Annotated in this window: 20 protein-coding genes; 11 read left to right on the top strand and 9 right to left on the bottom strand. The window is 72.7% G+C overall.

The features are described 5' to 3' along the window. Positions 1-35: 35 nt before the first annotated feature. The 6 genes from ACLBXP_RS20380 to ACLBXP_RS20405 form a co-directional block, all read right to left on the bottom strand. Positions 36-1,280: an AAA family ATPase gene (locus tag ACLBXP_RS20380; protein WP_447669645.1), complete on the bottom strand. Its 1,245-nt coding sequence runs from the start codon at positions 1,278-1,280 to the stop codon at positions 36-38. Between the two features lie 98 nt (positions 1,281-1,378). Next, on the bottom strand, positions 1,379-2,110 hold the full coding sequence (locus tag ACLBXP_RS20385) for a CpaD family pilus assembly protein (protein WP_447669619.1): 732 nt from the start codon (positions 2,108-2,110) through the stop codon (positions 1,379-1,381). Between the two features lie 107 nt (positions 2,111-2,217). Then, positions 2,218-3,699 (bottom strand): type II and III secretion system protein family protein, encoded by a 1,482-nt coding sequence (locus tag ACLBXP_RS20390; protein WP_447669620.1) that lies wholly within the window; start codon positions 3,697-3,699, stop codon positions 2,218-2,220. 77 nt (positions 3,700-3,776) lie between these two features. Next, entirely contained in the window at positions 3,777-4,574 is a 798-nt protein-coding gene (cpaB, locus tag ACLBXP_RS20395) for a Flp pilus assembly protein CpaB (RefSeq protein ID WP_447669621.1), read from the bottom strand. 100 nt (positions 4,575-4,674) lie between these two features. Next, positions 4,675-5,181 (bottom strand): A24 family peptidase, encoded by a 507-nt coding sequence (locus ACLBXP_RS20400; protein ID WP_447669622.1) that lies wholly within the window; start codon positions 5,179-5,181, stop codon positions 4,675-4,677. 172 nt (positions 5,182-5,353) lie between these two features. Further along, complete coding sequence (locus tag ACLBXP_RS20405; protein WP_447669623.1) at positions 5,354-5,536, bottom strand: Flp family type IVb pilin; 183 nt, start codon at positions 5,534-5,536, stop codon at positions 5,354-5,356. 540 nt (positions 5,537-6,076) lie between these two features. Here ACLBXP_RS20405 and ACLBXP_RS20410 point away from each other — a divergent pair. From ACLBXP_RS20410 to ACLBXP_RS20420, 3 genes are all read left to right on the top strand, one after another. Further along, positions 6,077-6,604, top strand: coding sequence for a pilus assembly protein N-terminal domain-containing protein (locus tag ACLBXP_RS20410; protein ID WP_447669624.1), 528 nt, complete (start codon positions 6,077-6,079; stop codon positions 6,602-6,604). Positions 6,605-6,748: 144 nt separating this feature from the next. After that, positions 6,749-7,381, top strand: coding sequence for a TadE/TadG family type IV pilus assembly protein (locus tag ACLBXP_RS20415; protein WP_447669625.1), 633 nt, complete (start codon positions 6,749-6,751; stop codon positions 7,379-7,381). Further along, a complete protein-coding gene (locus tag ACLBXP_RS20420) occupies positions 7,378-8,010 on the top strand; it encodes a TadE/TadG family type IV pilus assembly protein (RefSeq protein WP_447669627.1) in 633 nt (210 codons plus the stop codon). The genes ACLBXP_RS20415 and ACLBXP_RS20420 overlap by 4 nt, the downstream gene beginning before the upstream one ends. Positions 8,011-8,022: 12 nt before the next feature. On the opposite strand, the gene ACLBXP_RS20425 is transcribed toward ACLBXP_RS20420, so the two are convergent. Together ACLBXP_RS20425 and ACLBXP_RS20430 are read right to left on the bottom strand one after the other, a co-directional pair. After that, the gene (locus ACLBXP_RS20425; protein WP_447669628.1) at positions 8,023-9,525 is read right to left on the bottom strand and encodes a phosphomannomutase/phosphoglucomutase; all 1,503 of its coding nucleotides are present in this window, start codon (positions 9,523-9,525) and stop codon (positions 8,023-8,025) included. Between the two features lie 130 nt (positions 9,526-9,655). Beyond that, entirely contained in the window at positions 9,656-11,653 is a 1,998-nt protein-coding gene (locus ACLBXP_RS20430; RefSeq protein ID WP_447669630.1) for a methyl-accepting chemotaxis protein, read from the bottom strand. A 330-nt stretch (positions 11,654-11,983) separates the two neighbouring features. Between ACLBXP_RS20430 and ACLBXP_RS20435 the strand changes: the two genes are divergently transcribed. From ACLBXP_RS20435 to ACLBXP_RS20465, 7 genes are all read left to right on the top strand, one after another. Next, positions 11,984-12,682, top strand: a complete 699-nt coding sequence (locus ACLBXP_RS20435; protein WP_447669631.1) for a 50S ribosomal protein L25/general stress protein Ctc — start codon at positions 11,984-11,986, stop codon at positions 12,680-12,682. Between the two features lie 96 nt (positions 12,683-12,778). Further along, complete coding sequence (pth, locus tag ACLBXP_RS20440) at positions 12,779-13,387, top strand: aminoacyl-tRNA hydrolase (protein WP_447669633.1); 609 nt, start codon at positions 12,779-12,781, stop codon at positions 13,385-13,387. Positions 13,388-13,646: 259 nt separating this feature from the next. After that, a complete protein-coding gene (locus ACLBXP_RS20445; RefSeq protein WP_447669634.1) occupies positions 13,647-14,093 on the top strand; it encodes a PIN domain-containing protein in 447 nt (148 codons plus the stop codon). Positions 14,094-14,106: 13 nt separating this feature from the next. Further along, on the top strand, positions 14,107-15,204 hold the full coding sequence (gene ychF / locus ACLBXP_RS20450) for a redox-regulated ATPase YchF (RefSeq protein WP_447669635.1): 1,098 nt from the start codon (positions 14,107-14,109) through the stop codon (positions 15,202-15,204). Positions 15,205-15,211: 7 nt separating this feature from the next. Then, positions 15,212-16,207 carry a MaoC family dehydratase gene (locus ACLBXP_RS20455; RefSeq protein ID WP_447669636.1) on the top strand — a complete coding sequence of 332 codons (996 nt, stop codon included), beginning with the start codon at positions 15,212-15,214 and terminating at the stop codon, positions 16,205-16,207. Positions 16,208-16,426: 219 nt separating this feature from the next. After that, on the top strand, positions 16,427-16,645 hold the full coding sequence (locus tag ACLBXP_RS20460) for an antitoxin MazE-like protein (RefSeq protein WP_447669637.1): 219 nt from the start codon (positions 16,427-16,429) through the stop codon (positions 16,643-16,645). Then, positions 16,642-16,896 (top strand): type II toxin-antitoxin system PemK/MazF family toxin, encoded by a 255-nt coding sequence (locus ACLBXP_RS20465; RefSeq protein WP_447669638.1) that lies wholly within the window; start codon positions 16,642-16,644, stop codon positions 16,894-16,896. The genes ACLBXP_RS20460 and ACLBXP_RS20465 overlap by 4 nt, the downstream gene beginning before the upstream one ends. A 367-nt stretch (positions 16,897-17,263) precedes the next feature. On the opposite strand, the gene mtnA is transcribed toward ACLBXP_RS20465, so the two are convergent. After that, positions 17,264-18,361, bottom strand: a complete 1,098-nt coding sequence (mtnA, locus tag ACLBXP_RS20470) for an S-methyl-5-thioribose-1-phosphate isomerase (RefSeq protein ID WP_447669639.1) — start codon at positions 18,359-18,361, stop codon at positions 17,264-17,266. A 149-nt stretch (positions 18,362-18,510) separates the two neighbouring features. On the opposite strand from mtnA, the gene ACLBXP_RS20475 reads away from it, so the two are divergent. Then, the coding region (locus ACLBXP_RS20475) for a DNA translocase FtsK 4TM domain-containing protein (RefSeq protein ID WP_447669640.1) at positions 18,511-19,615 on the top strand (1,105 nt) is incomplete at its 3' end.

The raw sequence follows: 19,615 nt of genomic DNA on the forward strand, positions 1-19,615 counted from the left end.
GCGCATCCCCGGTGAGGCGTTCGGCGCGGTCATGGTCAGGAGGCCTTCCGGCGCGCGAGCCTGGCGAGGATCGGCTCGAGCAGGTTGGCGCGGCTGCGCCGGGTCTCGGGGCGGCCGAGGAACGTCGCCGCGAGGTCGTTGAACACCTCCGCGGCCTTGGAGCCCGCCTGGACCTCGGCGAGCATCTGCCCGTTGTTGGCCGCGGTGCCGAACAGGCCCGGGTCGAAGGGCAGGCTCGCGCAGAGGGGCGCCTCCAGCGCCTTGGCGAACTCCGCCGCGGCGATCTCGGGGCGCTTGGGCACGCCGACGCCGTTGAGGAGGACCCGGGGACGCTTGTCGTTCGGGCGGCCGGACTGCAGGGCCGCGAGGAGGTTCTTGGCGTTGCGCAGGGAGGCGAGATCGGGCCCGGCGACCACGAGGATCTCGTCGGCGGCCACGAGGACGCGCTTCGTCCAGGCGTTCCACCGGTGGGGCACGTCGAGGACGACGCAGGGGATGGCGGCGCGCAGGTGGTCGATCAGCGCGTCGAAGGCGGGCTCCGACAGGTCGATGGTGCGGTCGAGGCTCGCGGGCGCCGAGAGCAGCGAGAGGTTGTCGCTGCACTTCGAGAGCAGGCGCTCGACCAGCGCGGAATCGAGGCGCTCGGGGGCGAACACCGCCTCGGCGATGCCCTGCGGCGGGTCCTGGTTGAAGTTGAGGCTCGCGGTCCCGAAGGCGATGTCGAGGTCGGCGATGACGGTCTGCGTGCCCTGGCTGCGGGCGATCGACCAGGCGAGGTTGTGGGCGATCGTCGAGGCGCCGATGCCGCCCTTCACGCCGAACACCGCGACGGTGCGGCCGACCGGCTTGACGCCGGGGGCGGTGAACAGGTCCGAGATCGAGGCGATCAGGTCGAGGGGCTCGACGGGCGCCATCAGGTAGTCGCTGACGCCGCGCTGGATGAACTGCCGGTAGAGCGACACGTCGTTGACGTGCCCGATGACGATGACCTTCGTGTCGGGGTCGCAGACCTCGGCCAGCGCGTCGAGGCACTCGAGGGGCTTCGCCTTGGCGCTCTGCGACTCGATGACGATGACGTTCGGCGTGGGCGCCTGCCGATAGGCCTCCACGGCGGCCGCAGCGCCGCCCATCTGGACCTTCACGTGCGCCTTCTGCATCCGCCGATCCTGGCTGGCGGCCTCGATCGCGCCGGCGGTGTCGGCCGTGTCGCAGAAGGCCTGGATCGTGATCCGCGGCACCGGGGCGATCAGGCGCTCTGGCGTCTCGGGCTGGTCCGGCATGACGGGGTTCCGGTTCTCGGGTCGCGAGGGCAGGTCGGCGGAGGCGGGGGGCGGTGCGGAGTTCGGCAGGTGCCGCGGTGCGGCCGACCTGCCGACGCTCACTTGCCGACGTCCTCCTTGACGCCGCCCTTCCCATCCTGACGCCATGTGGTTGACGGATCCTTGCCGTCGCGCAGGTCGTTGATGTTCTTGACGCGCCCGACCGTGTCGATGCGGCCCTCGGGGCGGCCGCGCACGAGGTCGATCGGATCGGCCACCTGGGCGGCGAGCGTCGCCTGCGACGCGCAGCCGAGATTCCACGACGGGTTGTTGCTGAGGTCGAAGGCCGGGTTGCTGGTGCCGAGGTCGTTCGGCCAGAGCCCGCACTGGTCGGCGACCTTGGCCTGCATCCGCTGGAAGCTCAGGCGGATCGGCGCGGCGAGCGAGGGGTTCGCGACGCCGTAGCCGGAGAGCACGATGGCCTGCGCGGGCACGCCGCTCTCGGCGCCGATCCGGCGGATCGCCGCGCCCGTGCGCTCGGCCGCGGCGCCGAGGGCGGGGGCGACGCCCCGGGGCAGGTCGATCACCAGGGTGCCGCGGCCGTAGCGGCGGAACTCCAGCATGAAGGCATCGACGTCGGCGGCCTGGCGCGGGTCGAGGTGGCCGGTCCCGGTCGGGAAGACGTCGAGGCTGCGGCCGGCGTCGGCGAGTACGATCGGGTGCCGGGTCCGGTAGTCGGCCGGGTAGATCGAGCCGGTCGTGGCGGCGCGGTTCGCGTTGCAGGCGCCCAGAAGGCTCGTCAGGACGGCCGCGAGGGCGATGGGCGCGCGGGAGCTTGAGGATCGGGTCATGGTCGCGTCCAGGGCAGCGCCGCGGCCCGTCCGGCCGCGCGGATTCGTTCGGGTGGCGGCTCGCGCCGCCATGGTCGTGGCGCGGCGCGAGCCGCCGCGCCCTCGGTTCAGTCGGTGATGAAGCCGACGCGGCCGCGGTAGCCGGGGCCCAGCGCCGCGGCGCCGGCGGTGCCGTAGATCCGGTTGAGCTGGCCGAGCAGGATCCCCTGCGGATCGGTGGCGTCCGTGAAGCCGTCGTCCGGCCGCTTGACCTCCCGGGCCTCCATCGCCTTGGCGATGAAGGGGGTGACCATGATCATCAGCTCCGTCTCCTGGCGCTGGTAGTCGCGCGACCGGAACAGGGCGCCGAGGATCGGCAGGTTGATGAGGCCGGGCAGCCCGTTGATGGCGGCCTTGGTGCGCTGCTGGATCAGGCCCGCGGTCATCATCGTCGCGCCCGAGGCGAGCTCGACGGTGGTCTCGGACTTGCGCACGGTGAGCGCCGGGATCGAGGCCGCCTGGCGCCCGAAGTCGATGTTGAACGAGTTCTGCTGGTCGAGCTCCGTCACCTCGGTCGCGACGCGGATCGAGATGCGGTTCTCGGCGAGCACCACCGGGGTGAAGCTCAGGTTCACGCCGTAGGGCTTGTACTCGATCGTGGGCACGCAGCTCTGGACGGTGCCGTTGCTGGTGCAGAGGAGGTTCGAGGGCACCGGGATCTGGCCGCCGGCGGTGAACTTCGCGGCCTCGCCGGAGATCGCGGTCAGCGTCGGCTCCGCCAGCACCCGCGAGACGCCGGCCTGCTCGAAGGCCCGGAGCGTCGCCGTGAGGCTCGCCCCGCCGCTGCCGTTGATGGTGCCCGAGATGGCGTTGCCGGCCGGGAACTTGTCGCCGTAGAGCTGGAAGGGCGACAGGTTCGTGAGGTTCAGGCCGGTCCAGCTGCCGCTGAGGTTCACGCCGAACTGCTTGAGCACGTTGCGGGCGACCTCGACCACGGTGACGCGCAGCATCACCTGGTCGCGCCCGCGGATCGTCAGGTTGTTGATCACGCCGCCGCGCGCGCCGCCGCCGGCCGCCGCGGAGCCGCTGAGGCCCACGAAGGCGTTGGCGATGTCGATCGCCTGGGTCGCCTCGGCGGCCGAGCCGACCGAGCCCGACAGCAGCAGCGACTCGCCCGTCGTGCGGATGTCGAACCGGCCGCCCGGGATGCTCTGGAGGAGCGTCTGGCGCAGGGCGTTCAGGTTGAGGTCGCGCACCACGGTGACGTCGAGGGCGGCGATCTGGCGGCCTTCCCCGTCCATGATGAAGATCGAGGTGGCGCCGTTCTCCATGCCGATCACGAAGACCTTGCGGGTCGAGCGGACCACCGCGTTGGCGACCTTCGGGTTCGCGACGAACACCTCCTTGGCGTCCCGCGGCAGGTCGACGATGACCGAGCGGCCCATGGTGAGCTCGACCTTGCGGGTCGCGGCGGCCTCGGCCGCCCCGACGGCGAGGACGGGGGCCGGGCTCAGCGCAGGTTCGGGCCGCGCCTGGGCGCGGGCGTCGGACCAGCCGAGGAAGGCGAGGAGGGCGAGGGCCGCCGCGCCGGTGCGCCGGGTCGGTGTCATGGATCGGTGCCTCTTGCGGGCGGGTGCGGCCGCGCGGTCGGGCCGGGCAGAGAGCCGGGGGAGGGTGGGCGTGCCCATCAGCGCGTCTGCTGGCGGGAGACGCCGAAGCGCACCACGGTGAGGCCGGCATCGCGCGCCGGCGGGTCCGGCTCGGTGGCGCGGCCGGAATCCGCGAGGCTGCGCAGGGCGAGCGACAGGGAGCCGACCTTCTGGGCGAGGGTGACGGTCTCGGCCTGGGCGGGCGTCAGGGCGAGGGTCGCGGTCTCGCCGGTGACGACGTTCGCGCCGTTCTTCTCCTGGATCAGCTGGCCGACCGCGAGGACGCGCACGTCCTGCAGGATGGTCTGGGAGACCTGGACGTCGCTGCCGGAGCTGCGGGAGTTCTCGTCGTCCCGGTAGGTGCGGATCACGTCCACGTGGTCGTTGGGCAGGATGAAGCCGCCCGCCGAGTTGGTGCCGCGGGTGTCGGTGACGATCGCCACCGCCCGCATGCCGGCGGGCAGGATGGCGGCCATGAAGCCGCTCTCGGGCCGGGCGAGCTTCTGGGGGCGGATCGGCTCGCCGGCCAGGAACCCGGCGCGCAGCACCGAGCCGGCCGTCTCCTCCAGCGCCTTCGGGGCGGCGGCCCGGGTCAGGTATCCCGACAGCACGGCGTCGTCCGGCCACTTCTGCCAGCGCAGGTCGGCGACCTGCAGCGTCTGGCCCATCGGCAGCTCGGCGGCCGCGACCAGCACCTCGGTGGTCGGCTTCGGCGGCGGCGCCGGATCGACGTGCGCCACGGGGGCCGGCGGCGGATCACCGCCGCTCATCATGAACGCCGCGCCGGCGCCCGCGACGAGGGCGACGGCCAGGACGGCGAGACGGGCAGGTTTCATCGTCGGGCCGGGACAGGGCGGCGGCGGAATGCCGTGCCTGACCGGGACCCTGCCGGGGATTCGTCAAATTATGGTTAAGGGATCGTCACCGGCCCGCGCCTCAGGTGCCGAAGGCCCGTGACCACAGAAGCGTCTCGGGCAGCACGGCGAGGGCCGCGGCGGCGAGCGCGATGCCGTAGGGCACGCCCGTCTCGCGGTCGTGCAGGTGCAGCGCGAAGGGGAGGCGGGCGAGCCGCATCGGGAGCGGCCAGGCCCGCGCGGCGAGGAGCCCGAGGGTGAGGGCGCCGCCGGCGACCGAGGCGACGAGGAGGTAGTCGAGGAGGGGGTCGAAGCCGAGCCAGAGGGCGGTGGCGGCCGCGAGCTTGGCGTCGCCGCCGCCGATGATGCCGGCCGCAAACAGCGCGAAGGTCGCGCAGAGGACGAGGCCGCCCGCGCCGAGATGCGCGGCGGCCTCCAGGGGACTCAGCGTGCCCGTCGCGGCCACCACGACGAACGCGGCGATCAGCGCCAGCGAGATCCGGTTCGGGATCAGCATGGTCAGGAGGTCGCTCGCGGCGGCGTAGGCCATCAGGAAGGGCACGACGACGAGCAGGGCGAAGGGTGCCATGGTCACGAGGCTCCGCGGGCGCTGTGGAAACGCCGAAAAGGCGCCCGGCCGGACCGGCCGGGACGCATCTTGCCGGATAGGAACTGGCCCGGATCGGACCCTGGCTTGCGGGAGGCGGCGGGCCTTCGGCGCCGACCGGCGGATCCCTGCGCGCTCCCGCGCTGCCCGACGACTACGGAACCGCGCTGGTCGAGCCGATCGTGGTCGAGATGGCGGTGAACTTGGCGTTCAGGCTGGTGCCGAGCTGCCGGGCGCCGGCAATGATGGCGACGGCGATCAGGGCGGCGATCAGACCGTACTCGATCGCGGTGGCGCCCGACTCGTCCGAAGCAAAGCGCTTGAACATCGTCTTCATGATACTTGATCCTTGATCTAACGACTTGTTGGGACCGTCGAAGATCTTTCTTCTATCGATCGGCGACAGGACCCAAGGTGCCCGATGCGCGTTGCGATTGCGTTAAATCCGCTCAAGAAAGGAGCGCCTCCGGGCGAGACCGCGGGCATGGTGAAGGAAGTGTAATCGGCGGGGTTTAGGGCTTCGAGCTTGCGGAACGCAGTACAGGCGCAAGATGAGCGGAGGCCAACCGCTCCCATCCCCGTCATCCCGGGGCGCCGGAGGCGAGCCCGGGATCCGGCACCGCCGAGGCGGCGGGTCGAGAGGGCGTCGGCGTTTCAGGATTCCGGGCGTCCGCTGCGCGGACCCGGAATGACGGTGGTGGAGCGAAAGGGGCCCGGCGTACCCAGAGGTCGCGGTTCCGGGGGGTTAGGGCTTCATTCACCAATCCGGTGTCTGCTGCGAGGGCGGGGCGACGCGCCGTCGTCCGGATGCGCCGCGGGACATCCGCCCCCGGATCGCGTCTTCCGCGGCCCACGTCACGAGCAAGTCACGAGCCCGATGCGCAGCCTGCACCCGATCCTGCCAGCACCGGGCGCCCTCCTGGCCCGCCTCGCCGTCGCCCTCTGCGTCGCGGTCCTCCCCTGCGCGCTGCGCGCCGAGGTCCGCGAGGCGCCGAGAGAGACCCCACGCGAGGCCACGGTGGTGACCGTGATGGTCGACAACGCCAAGGTGATCCGGCTGCCCGAGAAATCCGCCACGGTGATCGTCGGCAACCCGCTCATCGCGGACGTGACGCTCCAGAAGAACGGCGTCCTGGTGCTCACCGGCAAGAGCTTCGGGACCACGAACCTCATCGCCCTCGATGCCGCCGGCACCATGCTGGCCGAGTCGATGATCCGGGTGGAGGCTCCGCAGGCGGCGGTCATCACCGTGCAGCGCGGGCTGGAGCGGGAATCCTATTCCTGCACGCCGAACTGCCAGCCCTCGATGCAGCTCGGCGACGCCCGGACCTACTTCGACGCGGTGAGCAGCCAGGCCGACCAGCGCCGGAAGCTCGCCACCAGCGGCACCGGCGCCGAGCGCTGAGCACTGGGCGCTGAGCACTGGGCGCTGAGCCGGGCTCCCGCGCCCTCAACGATTCGGCAAGCTGCGCCGGCCTAGGCTGCGGGCGGGGGACCACCGGTCCCGTCCGAGCCCGACCGATCCGAGATGCAACGCAGCGTCCCTGCCATGCCCCGCCCGCGCATGCCCCGCCCGCGCACACCCCGCCCGCGCCGGCCGAGGATTCCGCTCCGCTTCCTGCGGGGTCGCGAGGGCACGGCCGCCGTCGAGTTCGGCCTCATCGCGTTCCCGCTCCTCGCCGTCCTCGTCGCGATCTTCGAGATCGGGCTCACCTTCCTGGCCGGGCAGAACCTCGAGACCGCGCTGGGCGACGCGAGCCGGCAGATCTACACCGGCGCGTTCCAGACCGCGCCGGCCAACAAGGGCGTGAGCGACCCCAAGGTGATGCTCGCGCGCCTCGGCAGCCTGCTGTGCCAGCACAACGGCGGCCCCCGGGCGACGGTGTTCGACTGCGCCAGGGTCCGGCTCAACGTGATCCAGCCCACGAGCTTCGCCGCCCGCGGGGCGAGCGCCACCATCACCGACGCGGCGAGCGGGCGACAGGCCTGGAACGCCGATTTCGGCTCGCAATACGCCTGCGGGCGGGCGAACGAGATCGTGGTGATCCAGGCCGCCGTGGAGTTCCCGGTGCTGCTCTCCCAGCTCTACGCCGCCTCGAGCCTCCTCGCCAACGGCCGCCGAGTGCTGCAGGCGGCGGTGGCGTTCCGGGTCGAGCCGTTCCCCGACGGGGCCTGCACATGACCCCCGGGAATACCCTGCGCCGCCTCGCCCGCGCGGCCGCGCGCCTCCCCCGGGCCCGCGGCGGCATCGCGGCGGTGGAGTTCGCCCTGCTGCTGCCGCTCCTCCTCGCCCTCTACGTGGGCCTCGCGGAGCTCGCCCGCGGCATCCAGAGCAAGCGCAGCCTCGGCCAGTTCGCCCGCACCATCGCGGACATGACCGGGCGCGTCGCGCCCGCCGAGATGGGGCCGATCTTCGATGCCGCGAACTTCGTGGCGCGCCCGATCGACCCGTCCGGCATCGAAGCGCGCCTCAGCGCCGTCGGCGTCTACCAGGTGGGCGGCGCCCTGCGCGCCTACGTCTGCTCCTCGGCGGGCAACCGCGGCAGCAACGCCCGGGCGGTGATGGAGGCGATCGTGCCGAGCAGCCGGGACGGCAGCAACTTCCCGGTCAACTTCCAGGTGGGCGGGGCGCGCTACATCCTCGCCGAGGTGAACGCGCCCTTCACCCTGATGCTCGGCAACGCGCTCCTGAAGCTCACCGGGGTGCGCACCGTCGCGACCCTGTCGGACGTGATCGCCTGGCCCGAGCGCGGCGACACCGAGATCGTCCTGCCCGGCGGGCGGCCCTGCCCGGACAAGGCGCCGGGCTGAGCCGCGCAGCCCTCACAAGGTCTGGTTGTAGGCGCCGACCTCCGGGCTCTCGCGCAGGACCGCGTCCACGGCGGCGAACATGTCGCGCAGCCGCGCCTCCGAGACGGGGCTCTCGACCACCACGACGAGCTCCGGCTTGTTGGAGGAGGCGCGCACGAGCCCCCAGGTTCCGTCCTCCACCGTGATGCGCACGCCGTTGACGGTCACGAGGTCGACGATCCGCTGCCCGGCGACGGGCTCGCCCGAGGCCTGCATGGCGCGGAAGCGGTCGGTGACGCGCTCGACCACGCCGTACTTCGCCTCGTCGGCGCAATGGGGCGACATGGTGGGCGAGCCCCAGGTGCGGGGAAGCGCCCGGTAGAGGTCGCCCATCGAGCGCCCCGGGTTGCGGTCGAGCATCTCCAGCACGGCGATCGCCGTCAGGAGGCCGTCGTCGTAGCCGCGGCCGATCGGGGTGTTGAAGAAGAAGTGCCCCGACTTCTCGAAGCCCGCGAGCGCCCCGAGCTCGTTGACCCGGCGCTTGATGTAGGAGTGGCCGGTCTTCCAGTAATCGGTCGTGACGCCCCGCGCCTGCAGCTCGGGGTCGGTGGCGTAGAGCCCCGTGGACTTCACGTCGACCACGAAGGTCGCGCCCGGGTGCAGGCCGCCGAGGTCGCGCGCCAGCATCACGCCGATCTTGTCGGCGAAGATCTCCTCGCCCGCCTCATCCACCACCCCGCAGCGGTCCCCGTCGCCGTCGAAGCCGAGGCCCACATCGGCGCCGACCTCCCGGACCCGGGCGGCGATGGCGTGCAGCATCGCCATGTCCTCGGGGTTCGGGTTGTAGCGCGGGAAGGTGTAGTCGGCCTCGGCGTCGAGGGGCACCACCGTGACGCCGAGGGATTCCAGGAGGCGCGGCGCGAAGGCCCCCGCGGTGCCGTTGCCGCAGGCCGCCACCACCTTGAGCGGGCGGGCGAGCGGGCGGGCGCGCTCCTTGAGGTCGGCGAGGTAGCGATCCGCGAATCCCTCCACGAAGGCGTAGGAGCCGCCCTCCCGATACCGGAAGGCGCCGGACAGCACGATCTCCCGCAGGCGTCCCATCTCCTCCGGGCCGAAGGTCATCGGCCGGTTGGCGCCCATCTTCACGCCGGTCCAGCCGTTGTCGTTGTGCGAGGCGGTGACCATCGCCACGCAGGGACAGTCGAGGGCGAACTGGCCGAAATAGGCCATGGGCGAGAGGGCGAGGCCGATGTCCCGCACGCGCAGGCCCCCGGCCATCATCCCGGCGATCAGGGCGAGCTTGATCGAGGCCGAGTAGCTGCGGAAGTCGTGGCCGGTCACGATGTCCGGCCGCACGCCCATCTCGTGGACGAGCGTCGCGAGGCCGAGGCCGAGGGCCTGGGCGCCCATCAGGTTGATCTCGCCCGGGAACAGCCAGCGCGCGTCGTACTCGCGAAAGCCCGTCGGCTTCACGAGGGGAAGCTGCTCGAAGGCGAAGGTGTTCGGGGTCAGCGCAGGCAGCGGCGTGGGAAACATCGAGGGCCCTCGGCAGCGGAAGCGTGGCTCGGCATAGCCGAGGCCGCGGCCAAGCAATAGTCGCACCCGCGCAAGAGGTACGCCGCCGCCGGCTGCAACCGGCGGCGTGCGTGATCGGGCAGCGAGCCCGTCAGGCGGCGCGGATCGCGGCCAGGAAGTGGTCGACCTGGTCCTTCACGGAGAGCGACTGCGCGGAGAGGTCCTGCGCGGATTGCAGGACCTGGGCGGCGGCGCTGCCGGTCTCGCTCGCCGAGGCGGAGACCTGGGCGATGTTCTGGGACACGTCCACGGTGCCGCGCGCCGCCTCGGCCACGCTGCGGGCGATCTCGCCGGTGGTGGCCGTCTGCTCGACGACGGTGTCGGCGATCACCCCCGAGATCTCGTTGACGGAGGCGATGGTGCGGCCGATCTGCCGGATGGCGGCGTTGGCGCTGCCCGAGGCCGACTGGATCGCCGCGATCTGCCCGGCGATCTCGTCGGTGGCGCGGGTCGTCTGGGCGGCGAGCTCCTTGACCTCGGCGGCGACCACCGCGAAGCCGCGCCCCGCCTCGCCGGCCCGGGCCGCCTCGATGGTGGCGTTCAGCGCCAGCAGGTTCGTCTGGCTCGCGATCGCCGAGATCATGGTCACGGCGGTGCCGATCTGCTCGGCCGCGCGGGACAGGGCCTCCATCGAGTTGCCGGTGGCCTCGGCCTCGTTCACGGCCGCGGCGGCCACGGCGCTGGAGCGCGAGACGTGCCGCTCGATCTCGTTGAGCGAGGCGACCATCTCCTCGGTCGCCGCCGCGACGGTCTGGACGTTCGTGGAGGTCTGCTCGGCCGCCGCGCTGGTGGCCAGCGCCCGCTGGTTGGTGTCCTGCGCCACGCCCGTCATGGCGTGGGCGGTGGCGTCGAGCTCGGCCGCCGCGGAGGTGACCACCTGCAGCGAGCCCGTGATGCCGCCCTCGAACTCGCGGATCAGCGTGTCGACGGCGGCGACCCGGCGCTCCCGGGCCGACTGATCGTCGGCCGCCCGGGCCTCCATCTCGGCGCGGGCGAGCGCGTTCTCGCGGAACACCTCGACGGCCTTGGCCATCGCGCCCATCTCGTCCACCGCGTCCCGCGAGGGCACGACCACCTGCAGGTTGCCGGCCGCGAGGCTGCTCATGGCCGCCGTCATGCCGCGCACCGGCCGGATGATGCTGCGCCCGATGAGGGCGGCCATGAGCACGCCGAGGCCGATCGCGAGGCTCACCAGGGCGAGCAGGGTCAGGCGGGAGGCGGCCACGGTCTCGCGGGTCTCGGCCTCGATCTCGGCGACCGACTGCTCGATCGAGACCTGGGCGTCGTCGCCGGACTTCGTGATCACCTGGAGCTTCGGCCCGAAGCCCTCCTGGAACAGCCTGATGCTCTCGGTCATCGCCGCGGAAGTGATCTGGAAGTTCTCCTTGTAGGCCGCGAGCGCGCCGCTCGTGGCGGCGATGGCCCGGGCGTGGCGTCCGCGCAGGTCGAGCTCGGAGAGCCGCATCAGCGCGGCCTCGGCCTTGGCCGCGTTCGTCGCGAAGGTCCCCGGGCCCTTCGGGTCGAGGGTCGCCAGGAAGCGCCAGTTCGCCACCCGCACGAGGAGGACCGCCCCCTCGGCGGTCAGGGCCGCCATGCTCTGGTTGTCGTCCGCGTCGGCCCGCACCTCGGCCAGGAGGGCGTTCGTGGCCTTGGTGAGGGCGTCGCCGCCGCTGAAGAGCTTGGCGCGGCTGTCCCGGATGGTGTCGCCGAGGGCGGCGAGTTGGGCGATGTCCGCCTTGATGGCCGAGGAGGTCGACACGATCGTCTTGTAGAGGCCGCGCCGCAGGTCGGACTTGGTGACGCCGGCGAGGCGGCCCGCGATCGCCGCCATCTGGTCGGCGCTCTCGTTCATGGCCGCGATGTCCTCGCCGGCCTGGCTCGCGCGGAAATGCTCGGCCTTGCCGGCCACGCGCTCGCCGAAGCGGTTGATCGTCGCGATGTCGCGGGTGTTCGACTCGATCCGCACGAGCTCCCGGTACTGCGTCACGAGGCCGTCGGACTGCACGTAGCTCACCGCGCCGAGGGCGGCGGAGAGCGCGACGAGGGCCGCGAAGCCGCCGAAGAGGCGTGTCCTGATACCAGTCTTCATGACGTGCCTTCCTGGCCGGACCCCGCCGGCATCAATCGCGTGCGAAATTAAGTCTGCCCTGACACCTTCATAAGGAGGCACGATTGACGGTGGTCTAAGAAAAGCTTGAGTTCAGGGGCGCGCCCTGAGCGATAACTGTTCAGCCCGCCCGGAACGCCGTGCCGGGGGGCGCCGATCGGCGATTGCGCGACGCGGCCCGAGCCGTTATGGAGACCCGCGCCCGCCGACACCCTTGGAGGCACGGGCGCGTGGGAACCGGTTTCGCGAGGCCGTCCGTCCGGGCGGCCTTTGTCCGTTTTCCGCTCCAGCATCGAGAATGAGGATCACGCCATGAGCGCTGTTAAGTCGCTTGAGGCCGTGGCACGCGACCGGGTCGGCAAGGGGGCCGCCCGGGCCGTTCGTCGCCAGGGCCAGATTCCCGCCGTCATCTACGGCGGCGGCCAGCCCCCGCAGGCCATCGCCATCGAGCTCATCCGCACCCGGACCCTGATCTACGCCGGCGGCTTCAAGACCACCGTGTTCGAGATCAGCGCCGGCGGCCGCAAGACGCGGGTCATCCCGCGCGACTTCCAGCTCGATCCGGTGACGGGCGTGCCGGTGCACGTCGACTTCCTGCGCGTCGTCTCGGGCCAGACCGTCACGGTCGAGGTGCCGGTGCACTTCCTGAACGACGAGGAGGCCCCCGGCATCAAGCAGCGGGGCGGCACCCTCAACATCGTCAAGCACACGCTCGCCCTCGACGTGGCGCCCGACGATATCCCCGAGGCCATCGAGGTCGACCTGACCGGCCGCGACATCGGCGACGTGATCCACGTCTCCGACATCCGCATCCCGGCGGGCACCTACACGGGCGAGGCGACCGATCCGGTGGCCAACATCGTGCCGCCGACCGTGCTCGGCGCCGAGGTGGAGGCCGAGGAGGCCGCCCTCGCCGAGGCGCAGTCCGCGGACGCCGCCGAGGAGAAGGCCGAGGCCGAGGCGGAGACCGCCGCCGAGGAGCGCGAGAAGCGCACCGAGGACGAGGCGTAATCCGCTGCGGGCGCCCCGGCGCCCGGAGAGACTGCCGATGCCCCGGCCGGCGGCCGGGGCATTTTTTGTTCACGCGCAGTGCGAGGACTGAGCGCCATGCGGCTCATCGTGGGCCTGGGCAACCCGGGCCAGCGCTACGCGCGCAACCGGCACAACATCGGCTTCCTGGCCGTGGACGAGATCGCCCGCGTGCACCGGGCGGCCCCGTTCCGGCGCCGCTTCCAGGGCGAGGCCGCCGAGGCGGTGCTCGGCACGGAGCGGGCGATCCTGCTCAAGCCCCAGACCTTCATGAACGAATCGGGCCGCGCGGTCGCCGAGGCGCAGCGCTTCTACAAGATCCCCCTCGACGACGTGATCGTCCTGCACGACGAGCTCGACCTCGCCCCCGCCAAGCTCCGGGTGAAGCGGGGCGGCGGCAATGCCGGCCACAACGGCCTGCGCTCGATCACCGCGCAATGCGGCAACGACTACCGCCGCGTCCGCCTCGGCATCGGGCACCCGGGCGACAAGGCGCTGGTGCACGCCTACGTGCTCAACGACTTCGGCAAGGCCGAGGAGCCCTGGGTGGAGGACCTCTGCCGGGCGGTGGCGGACCACGTCCCCGTGCTGGCGGCGGGGGAGAACGAGAGCTTCCAGAACAAGGTCCACCTCGCCATGGTCGACCGCGGCCACGCCGACGTGAAGACGCTCGGCGGCCGGAATTGACACGGAAACACGGGGACACGATACCGAACGCGGAGGCGACCGATGCGGAACGTGACCGTCACGATCGAGGAGGACCTGTTCGCCTGGGCCCGCGTCGAGGCGGCCAAGCGCGGGCAGAGCCTGTCGCGCTTCGTCGCCCAGACGCTTGCCGAGCGGCGGACGCCCGACGTCGCCGAGCGGCTCGCCGCGCTCGACGGCTTCCTCGACGGACCCGGCTGGCCGGGCGTCGCCGAACTCCTGGCACGGCGCGACGATCTCCATGACAGGCCTGCTCTTCTTCGACACGAACCTGATCGTCTACGCGATGGATCCGAACGATCCGGTGCGGCGGGAGCGGAGCGCGGCGCTGATCCGGCAGGCGTTCGCGCACCGCCGGCTCGTCGTAAGCCCGCAGATCCTCAATGAGTGCTATCGTGTGCTCGCCCACAAGCGCCGGATCGCACCGGCGGGCGAGGTCGTGCGCTACCTGTCCGTCTTCCACGGCGCCTGCACGGCCCCGCTCGACCTGCAGACGCACCGGGCGGCGATCGCGATCGAGACGCGCCATCGCCTCGCCTGGTGGGACTGCGTGGCCGTCGCCTCGGCCCTGCAGGCCGGCTGCGGCCACTTCGTCTCGGAGGATCTGACCGACCGGCAGGTCATCGAGACGCTGACCGTCGTCGACCCCTTCACGCCCCACGCCCGCGCCCTCCTGGCGCTCACCTGACGGACCCGACCCCATGGGCTTCAAATGCGGCATCGTCGGCCTGCCGAACGTCGGCAAGTCGACCCTCTTCAACGCGCTGACGCAGACCGCGGCGGCCCAGGCGGCGAACTACCCGTTCTGCACCATCGAGCCGAACGTCGGCGAGGTGGGCGTGCCGGATTCCCGCCTCGACGCCCTGGCGGCCATCGCCGCCTCGAAGGAGATCATCCCGACGCGGCTGACCTTCGTGGACATCGCCGGCCTCGTGCGCGGCGCCTCGAAGGGGGAGGGACTCGGCAACCAGTTCCTGGCCAACATCCGCGAGGTCGACGCCATCGCGCACGTGGTGCGCTGCTTCACGGACGGGGACGTCACCCACGTCGAGGGCAAGGTGGACCCCGCCGCCGACATCGAGACCATCGAGACCGAGCTGATGCTCGCCGACCTCGACAGCCTGGAGAAGCGCCTCGTCGCCCTGGAGAAGCGCGCCAAGGGCGCGGACAAGGAGGCCAAAGAGTTCCTGGACCTCGTCAACCGCGCCCTGCCGTTCCTGCGGGAGGGCCGGCCCGCCCGCCTCGTGGAGCGCAAGCCCGAGGAGGAGCGCCTCTTCCAGCAGCTCGGCCTGATGACGGCCAAGCCCGTCCTCTACGTCTGCAACGTCGACGAGGGCGACGCCGACAAGGGCAACGCGCACTCTGACGCGGTGCTGGCCCGGGCGAAGGCCGAGGGCGCCAAGGCGGTGGTGGTCTCGGCCAAGATCGAGAGCGAGATCGCCGTGATGCCGGCGGCCGACCAGGCCGAGTTCCTCGAGGCGGTCGGCCTCGCCGAGCCGGGGCTGAACCGGGTGATCCGCGCCGGCTACGAGCTCCTCGGGCTGATCACCTACTTCACGGTGGGCCCGAAGGAGGCCCGCGCCTGGACCATCACGAAGGGCACCCGCGCCCCCGCGGCGGCCGGCGTCATCCACACCGACTTCGAGAAGGGCTTCATCCGGGCCGAGACCATCGCCTACGCGGACTACACGACGCTGAAGGGGGAGGCGGGTGCCCGCGACGCCGGCAAGCTGCGGCTCGAGGGCAAGGACTACCTCGTGCAGGACGGCGACGTCCTCCACTTCCGCTTCGCCAACTGAGGCCCCCATGCAGGGCCCCTGCTTCGAGGACTTCGCGACCGGAGATGTCGTCACCAGCGAGCCCGTGCGGGTGAGCGAGGCGGAGATCGTCGCCTTCGCGGCGGCCTACGATGCGCAGCCCTTCCACCTCGACCCGGAGGCCGCCAAGGCGACCTTCGTGGGCCGCCTCATCGCCTCGGGCTGGCACACGGCGGCGCTCGGCATGCGCCTCCTGCAGGCGAGCGCCTTCCGGGGCGGCTCCTCGATGGGCGCGCCCGGCATCGACGAGCTGCGCTGGCTCAAGCCCGTGCTGCCGGACACGGAGTTGCGCGCCGTCGTCACGATCGGGGAGACGCGCACCTCCGATTCGAAGCCCGACCGCGGCTTCGTGCGCATGGGCCTGCGGGTCGAGGACGGCGCCGGGGATGCGGTGATGACGCAGGGCTTCACGGTGATCCTGCCCCGCCGCGGCGCCGAGCCGCTGCCGCCTCGCACCGTCGCGGCCGTCGAGCCCGGACCGGTCGCCGAATCCGACGATGCCGTGCTGATGCCCTTCCTGGGCGAGGCCGAGATCGGCATCGCCCGCGACCTCGGCGCCTACGCCTTCACGGCCGAGGACATCGTCGCCTTCGCCCGTGCCTACGACCCGCAGGTGTTCCACCTCGACCCCGAGGCGGCGCGGCGCACGCATTTCGGAGGCCTCTGCGCCTCGGGCTGGCACACGGCGGCGATCTACATGAAGCGGCTGCTGATCACCCGCGCGCGGGACATCGCCCACACGACGGCGGCCACCGGGCGCGCGCCGATGCTCGGGCCCTCGCCGGGCTTCCGGGCCATGCGCTGGCTGGCCCCGGTCTACGCGGGCGACACGCTCCGCTACGAGACCCGCCTCGTGGAGAAGCGCGCCTCGATCTCGCGCCCGGGCTGGGGGCTCGCGTTCGCTCAGAACAGCGCCCGCAACCAGCACGGCGCGGAGGTCTTCTCCTTCCGCAGCGCGGTGTTCTGGCAGTGGGGACCGTCGTAGGGGCGGGCACCCCGCTCCCAGCGCGTCCGGCTGACCCGCGCCGTCATCCCGGGGCGCTCGAAGAGCGAGCCCGGAATGACGGGAGGGACGGAGTTCTCCTCCATTGCGGTGTTCCGGCAGGGGGCGGGCAAAGGGGGCGGGCACCCGCAAGGCTGTCGAATGGCTCACGACAGGCGTCCGCAAGCGGGGTAGAGTGCGGGCCTTCCTGGGAGCGGATCGATGGATGCCCCGACGGGTGGCGAGGCGCGGCAGGCGGACGGCGACCGACCGGATCTCCGGGCGCTCGGCCTGCGCCCGTTGACGATCTGGGTGCCGGATACCGGGGCCGCCGGGTTCGCCGCGGAGGCGAGGGCCCAGTCGCTGGCCGTCGCCCGGAGCGCATCGGCGGCCGACGATCAGGGCTTCATCGACGCTGTGTCGGATTTCTCCGGAGAATGAACCGCGGAGAGGTCTGGACGGTCGCGGCCGCCGGGACCTACGCGGGCAAGCCGGGACCGGCCGTCATCCAGCCCAATCAACGGAACGGATTGCGGACGGTCTGCCGGCTGATGGCCGACAAGGTCACCACCGTGCCGCGCACGAAGCTCGGCACGCGTCTCGGCCGGCTGGATGAGGCCGACATGGTTCGCCTGAATGGTGCCATGTCGGTGTTTCTCGGACTGGCGCCACCGGTCGAGCCGCCGGTGTGAACCCCAGGCCGCCCTGCCGCCCGGCGACGCTCCGGGTTAGGGCGTCAGACGGTCCTCCGGTCTCGCCTTCGCGCGGAACAATGCTCGCTACCCGCACGGGACGGAGGTCTTCTCCTTCCACGGCGCAGTGTTCCGGCAGGGGGACCCTCGTAGGGGCGGGCATCCAGCTCCGAGCGCGTCCGGCTAACCCGCGCCGTCATCCCGGGGCGCTCGAAGAGCGAGCCCGGGATCCAGAGCCGCCGCCGGCGCCAAGACTTGCCGCCTCGGCGGCTCTGGATTTCGGGCTCCGCTGCGCGGCCCCGGAATGACGGCGAGGTGGATCGGTGCGCCGAGGTGACGCCGCCCGAGCCCGTGATCCGCCGGCCGCTCACGCCGCCCGGCGGCGCTCCGGGTAGAGCGTCAGCAGGCCCTCGGGCGTCGCCGCCGCCACGCCGCGCTCGGTGATGATGCCGGTGACGAGGCGCGCGGGCGTCACGTCGAAGGCCGGGTTCGCCACCGGGCTGCCGGGGGAGACCACCTCGACCGTGGCGAAGCCCCCGTCCGCCAGGCGCCCGGTGAGGTGCGTGACCTCGCGCCCGTCGCGCTCCTCGATCGGGATCTCGGCGACGCCGTCCGCGAGCGTCCAGTCGATCGTGGAGAAGGGCAGGGCCGCGTAGAAGGGCACGCCGTTGTCGTGGGCGGCCAGCGCCTTCAGGTAGGTGCCGATCTTGTTGCAGACGTCGCCGCTCGCCGTCGTGCGGTCGGAGCCGACGACGCAGACGTCGATGCCGCCGTGCTGCATCAGGTGGCCGCCCGCGTTGTCGGCGATCACCGTGTGGGGCACGCCGTGGCCGTTCAGCTCGAAGGCCGTGAGCGCCGCGCCCTGATTGCGGGGCCGCGTCTCGTCGACGTAGACGTGCAGGTCGATGCCGGCCTCGTGGGCCACGTAGATCGGGGCGAGCGCCGTGCCCCAGTCGACGGTGGCGAGCCAGCCCGCGTTGCAGTGGGTCAGGACGTTGAGGCGCCGGCCCTTGCGGCGGGCGAGGTCGGCGAGGACGGCCCCGCCGTGGCGGCCGATGGCGTGGCAGCTCTCCACGTCCTCCTCGGCGATGCGGCCGGCCTCGGCGAAGGCGCGGGCGAACCGCTCCCGCTCCGGCACCGCCCGCAGGGTCGCGGCCACCCGGTCGAGGGCCCAGCGCAGGTTGATCGCGGTGGGCCGCGTCGCCGCGAGCGTCGCCGCCGCGCGGTCGAGCCCCGCATCCGAGGCGTCCGCCCGCAGGGCGAGGGCGAGGCCGTAGGCGGCGGTGACGCCGATCAGGGGCGCGCCCCGCACCACCATGCTGCGGATGGCGTCGGCGGCCTCCGCGAGGGTGGCGAGGCGGCGCAGCTCGAAGGCGAAGGGCAGCCGGGTCTGGTCGATGACCTGGATGCTGACGCCGTCGGGATCGGGCAGGATGGTGCGGTAGGCGCGGCCGTCGATCTTCATGGCCGCGGGTTTGCCACATCGCGGGGGCGCGGGCCACCCCGAGGCGCCCCCTGCGCCCCCCGGGCGGTCACCCATTCTCAACCTTAAATGGCCGTTAACGGAATGGCCGTAGCCTCCCCGGACCGTCCCGTTCCGCGTCCGGACCCGCAATGCGCTCGCTTCGCCGTTCCGCATCGCCCTACGACACCTTCGTCGACACGCTGCGCCCGTTCCTGGCGCGGCGGATGACGGAGCTCGGGGGCCTCGTGCTGTTCACCGGCGCCGTCGCCCTGACGGTGGCGCTGGCCACATGGTCGATCGACGATCCGAGCCTCAACCACGCCACCGACCACGCGGCCCACAACGTGCTCGGCGCGCCCGGCGCGGTGGTGTCGGACCTCGCCATGCAGCTCCTCGGCCTCGGCGCGCTCGCCTTCGCGCTGCCGCCGGCGCTCTGGGGCGTGCGCCTGATGCGCGAGCGCGACCTGCCGCGGGGCGGCCTGCGGCTGGCGCTCTGGATCATCGGCTTCTGCGCCGCGAGCGCGGTGGCGAGCGCCCTGCCGCCGACCGCCCGCTGGCCGCTGCCGACCGGCCTCGGCGGCGTCACGGGCGACGCGCTGATGTCGGCCGCCCGCACCATCGTGGGCGCGATCTCGGGGCCGGCGGCGGCCCTCGTCGGCTTCGTCTACGCCGGCATCGCCATCCTGAGCCTCACCGGCGCCTGCCGGACGGGCCCGGAGCACGACGAGGCGGAGGAGGCCGACGAGGCGCCCTACCGGGGCCGGCCGGCCGCCCGCTACGACGGCCGCGAGGACGCGGACGAGCCGAGCCTCGGCATCGTCTCCCTCGGCGCGCTGGCGCAGCTCGCCCTGCGCGGCCGCGCCGCCCTCGACCGGCGGCTCGCGGGCTGGCGCGCGGCGGATCGCGGCCTCGGCGAGGGCCTCGCCTACGCGGGCGCGAGCCCCGCCCAGAACCCCGCCCTCGCGGCGCGGCGCGCCTTCGCGGAGGGCGAGGACGCGCCCTGGGCCGGCCATGCGCCGCCCGACCACGACCGCCGCCGGGAGCCGGTCTTCGACGGGCCGCCCGCCCGCCGCCCCGCGGACGGCCCGCCCGAGGGCCGTGCCGCGGCCCGCAAGGCCCCCCCGGTCCTGCACGACGACGAGACCGACGACGCGGCGGACGACGCCCGCGACGCAGGCCCGGGTGCCGCCCCCGCCGAGGCGCCGGCCCGCTCCCGGGTCGCGCCGCCGGCGGGCGCCCCCGGGCCCGGAGTCG

Source organism: Methylobacterium sp. A54F, from assembly GCF_053346035.1.

Excerpts from the sequence above, each read along its gene's own strand:
- ACLBXP_RS20380 (WP_447669645.1), bottom strand. The coding sequence starts at position 1,280 with ATGCCGGACCAGCCCGAGACGCCAGAGCGCCTGATCGCCCCGGTGCCG.
- ACLBXP_RS20385 (WP_447669619.1), bottom strand. The coding sequence starts at position 2,110 with ATGACCCGATCCTCAAGCTCCCGCGCGCCCATCGCCCTCGCGGCCGTC.
- ACLBXP_RS20390 (WP_447669620.1), bottom strand. The coding sequence starts at position 3,699 with ATGACACCGACCCGGCGCACCGGCGCGGCGGCCCTCGCCCTCCTCGCC.
- cpaB (WP_447669621.1), bottom strand. The coding sequence starts at position 4,574 with ATGAAACCTGCCCGTCTCGCCGTCCTGGCCGTCGCCCTCGTCGCGGGC.
- ACLBXP_RS20400 (WP_447669622.1), bottom strand. The coding sequence starts at position 5,181 with ATGGCACCCTTCGCCCTGCTCGTCGTCGTGCCCTTCCTGATGGCCTAC.
- ACLBXP_RS20405 (WP_447669623.1), bottom strand. The coding sequence starts at position 5,536 with ATGAAGACGATGTTCAAGCGCTTTGCTTCGGACGAGTCGGGCGCCACC.
- ACLBXP_RS20410 (WP_447669624.1), top strand. The coding sequence starts at position 6,077 with ATGCGCAGCCTGCACCCGATCCTGCCAGCACCGGGCGCCCTCCTGGCC.
- ACLBXP_RS20415 (WP_447669625.1), top strand. The coding sequence starts at position 6,749 with ATGCCCCGCCCGCGCATGCCCCGCCCGCGCACACCCCGCCCGCGCCGG.
- ACLBXP_RS20420 (WP_447669627.1), top strand. The coding sequence starts at position 7,378 with ATGACCCCCGGGAATACCCTGCGCCGCCTCGCCCGCGCGGCCGCGCGC.
- ACLBXP_RS20425 (WP_447669628.1), bottom strand. The coding sequence starts at position 9,525 with ATGTTTCCCACGCCGCTGCCTGCGCTGACCCCGAACACCTTCGCCTTC.
- ACLBXP_RS20430 (WP_447669630.1), bottom strand. The coding sequence starts at position 11,653 with ATGAAGACTGGTATCAGGACACGCCTCTTCGGCGGCTTCGCGGCCCTC.
- ACLBXP_RS20435 (WP_447669631.1), top strand. The coding sequence starts at position 11,984 with ATGAGCGCTGTTAAGTCGCTTGAGGCCGTGGCACGCGACCGGGTCGGC.
- pth (WP_447669633.1), top strand. The coding sequence starts at position 12,779 with ATGCGGCTCATCGTGGGCCTGGGCAACCCGGGCCAGCGCTACGCGCGC.
- ACLBXP_RS20445 (WP_447669634.1), top strand. The coding sequence starts at position 13,647 with ATGACAGGCCTGCTCTTCTTCGACACGAACCTGATCGTCTACGCGATG.
- ychF (WP_447669635.1), top strand. The coding sequence starts at position 14,107 with ATGGGCTTCAAATGCGGCATCGTCGGCCTGCCGAACGTCGGCAAGTCG.
- ACLBXP_RS20455 (WP_447669636.1), top strand. The coding sequence starts at position 15,212 with ATGCAGGGCCCCTGCTTCGAGGACTTCGCGACCGGAGATGTCGTCACC.
- ACLBXP_RS20460 (WP_447669637.1), top strand. The coding sequence starts at position 16,427 with ATGGATGCCCCGACGGGTGGCGAGGCGCGGCAGGCGGACGGCGACCGA.
- ACLBXP_RS20465 (WP_447669638.1), top strand. The coding sequence starts at position 16,642 with ATGAACCGCGGAGAGGTCTGGACGGTCGCGGCCGCCGGGACCTACGCG.
- mtnA (WP_447669639.1), bottom strand. The coding sequence starts at position 18,361 with ATGAAGATCGACGGCCGCGCCTACCGCACCATCCTGCCCGATCCCGAC.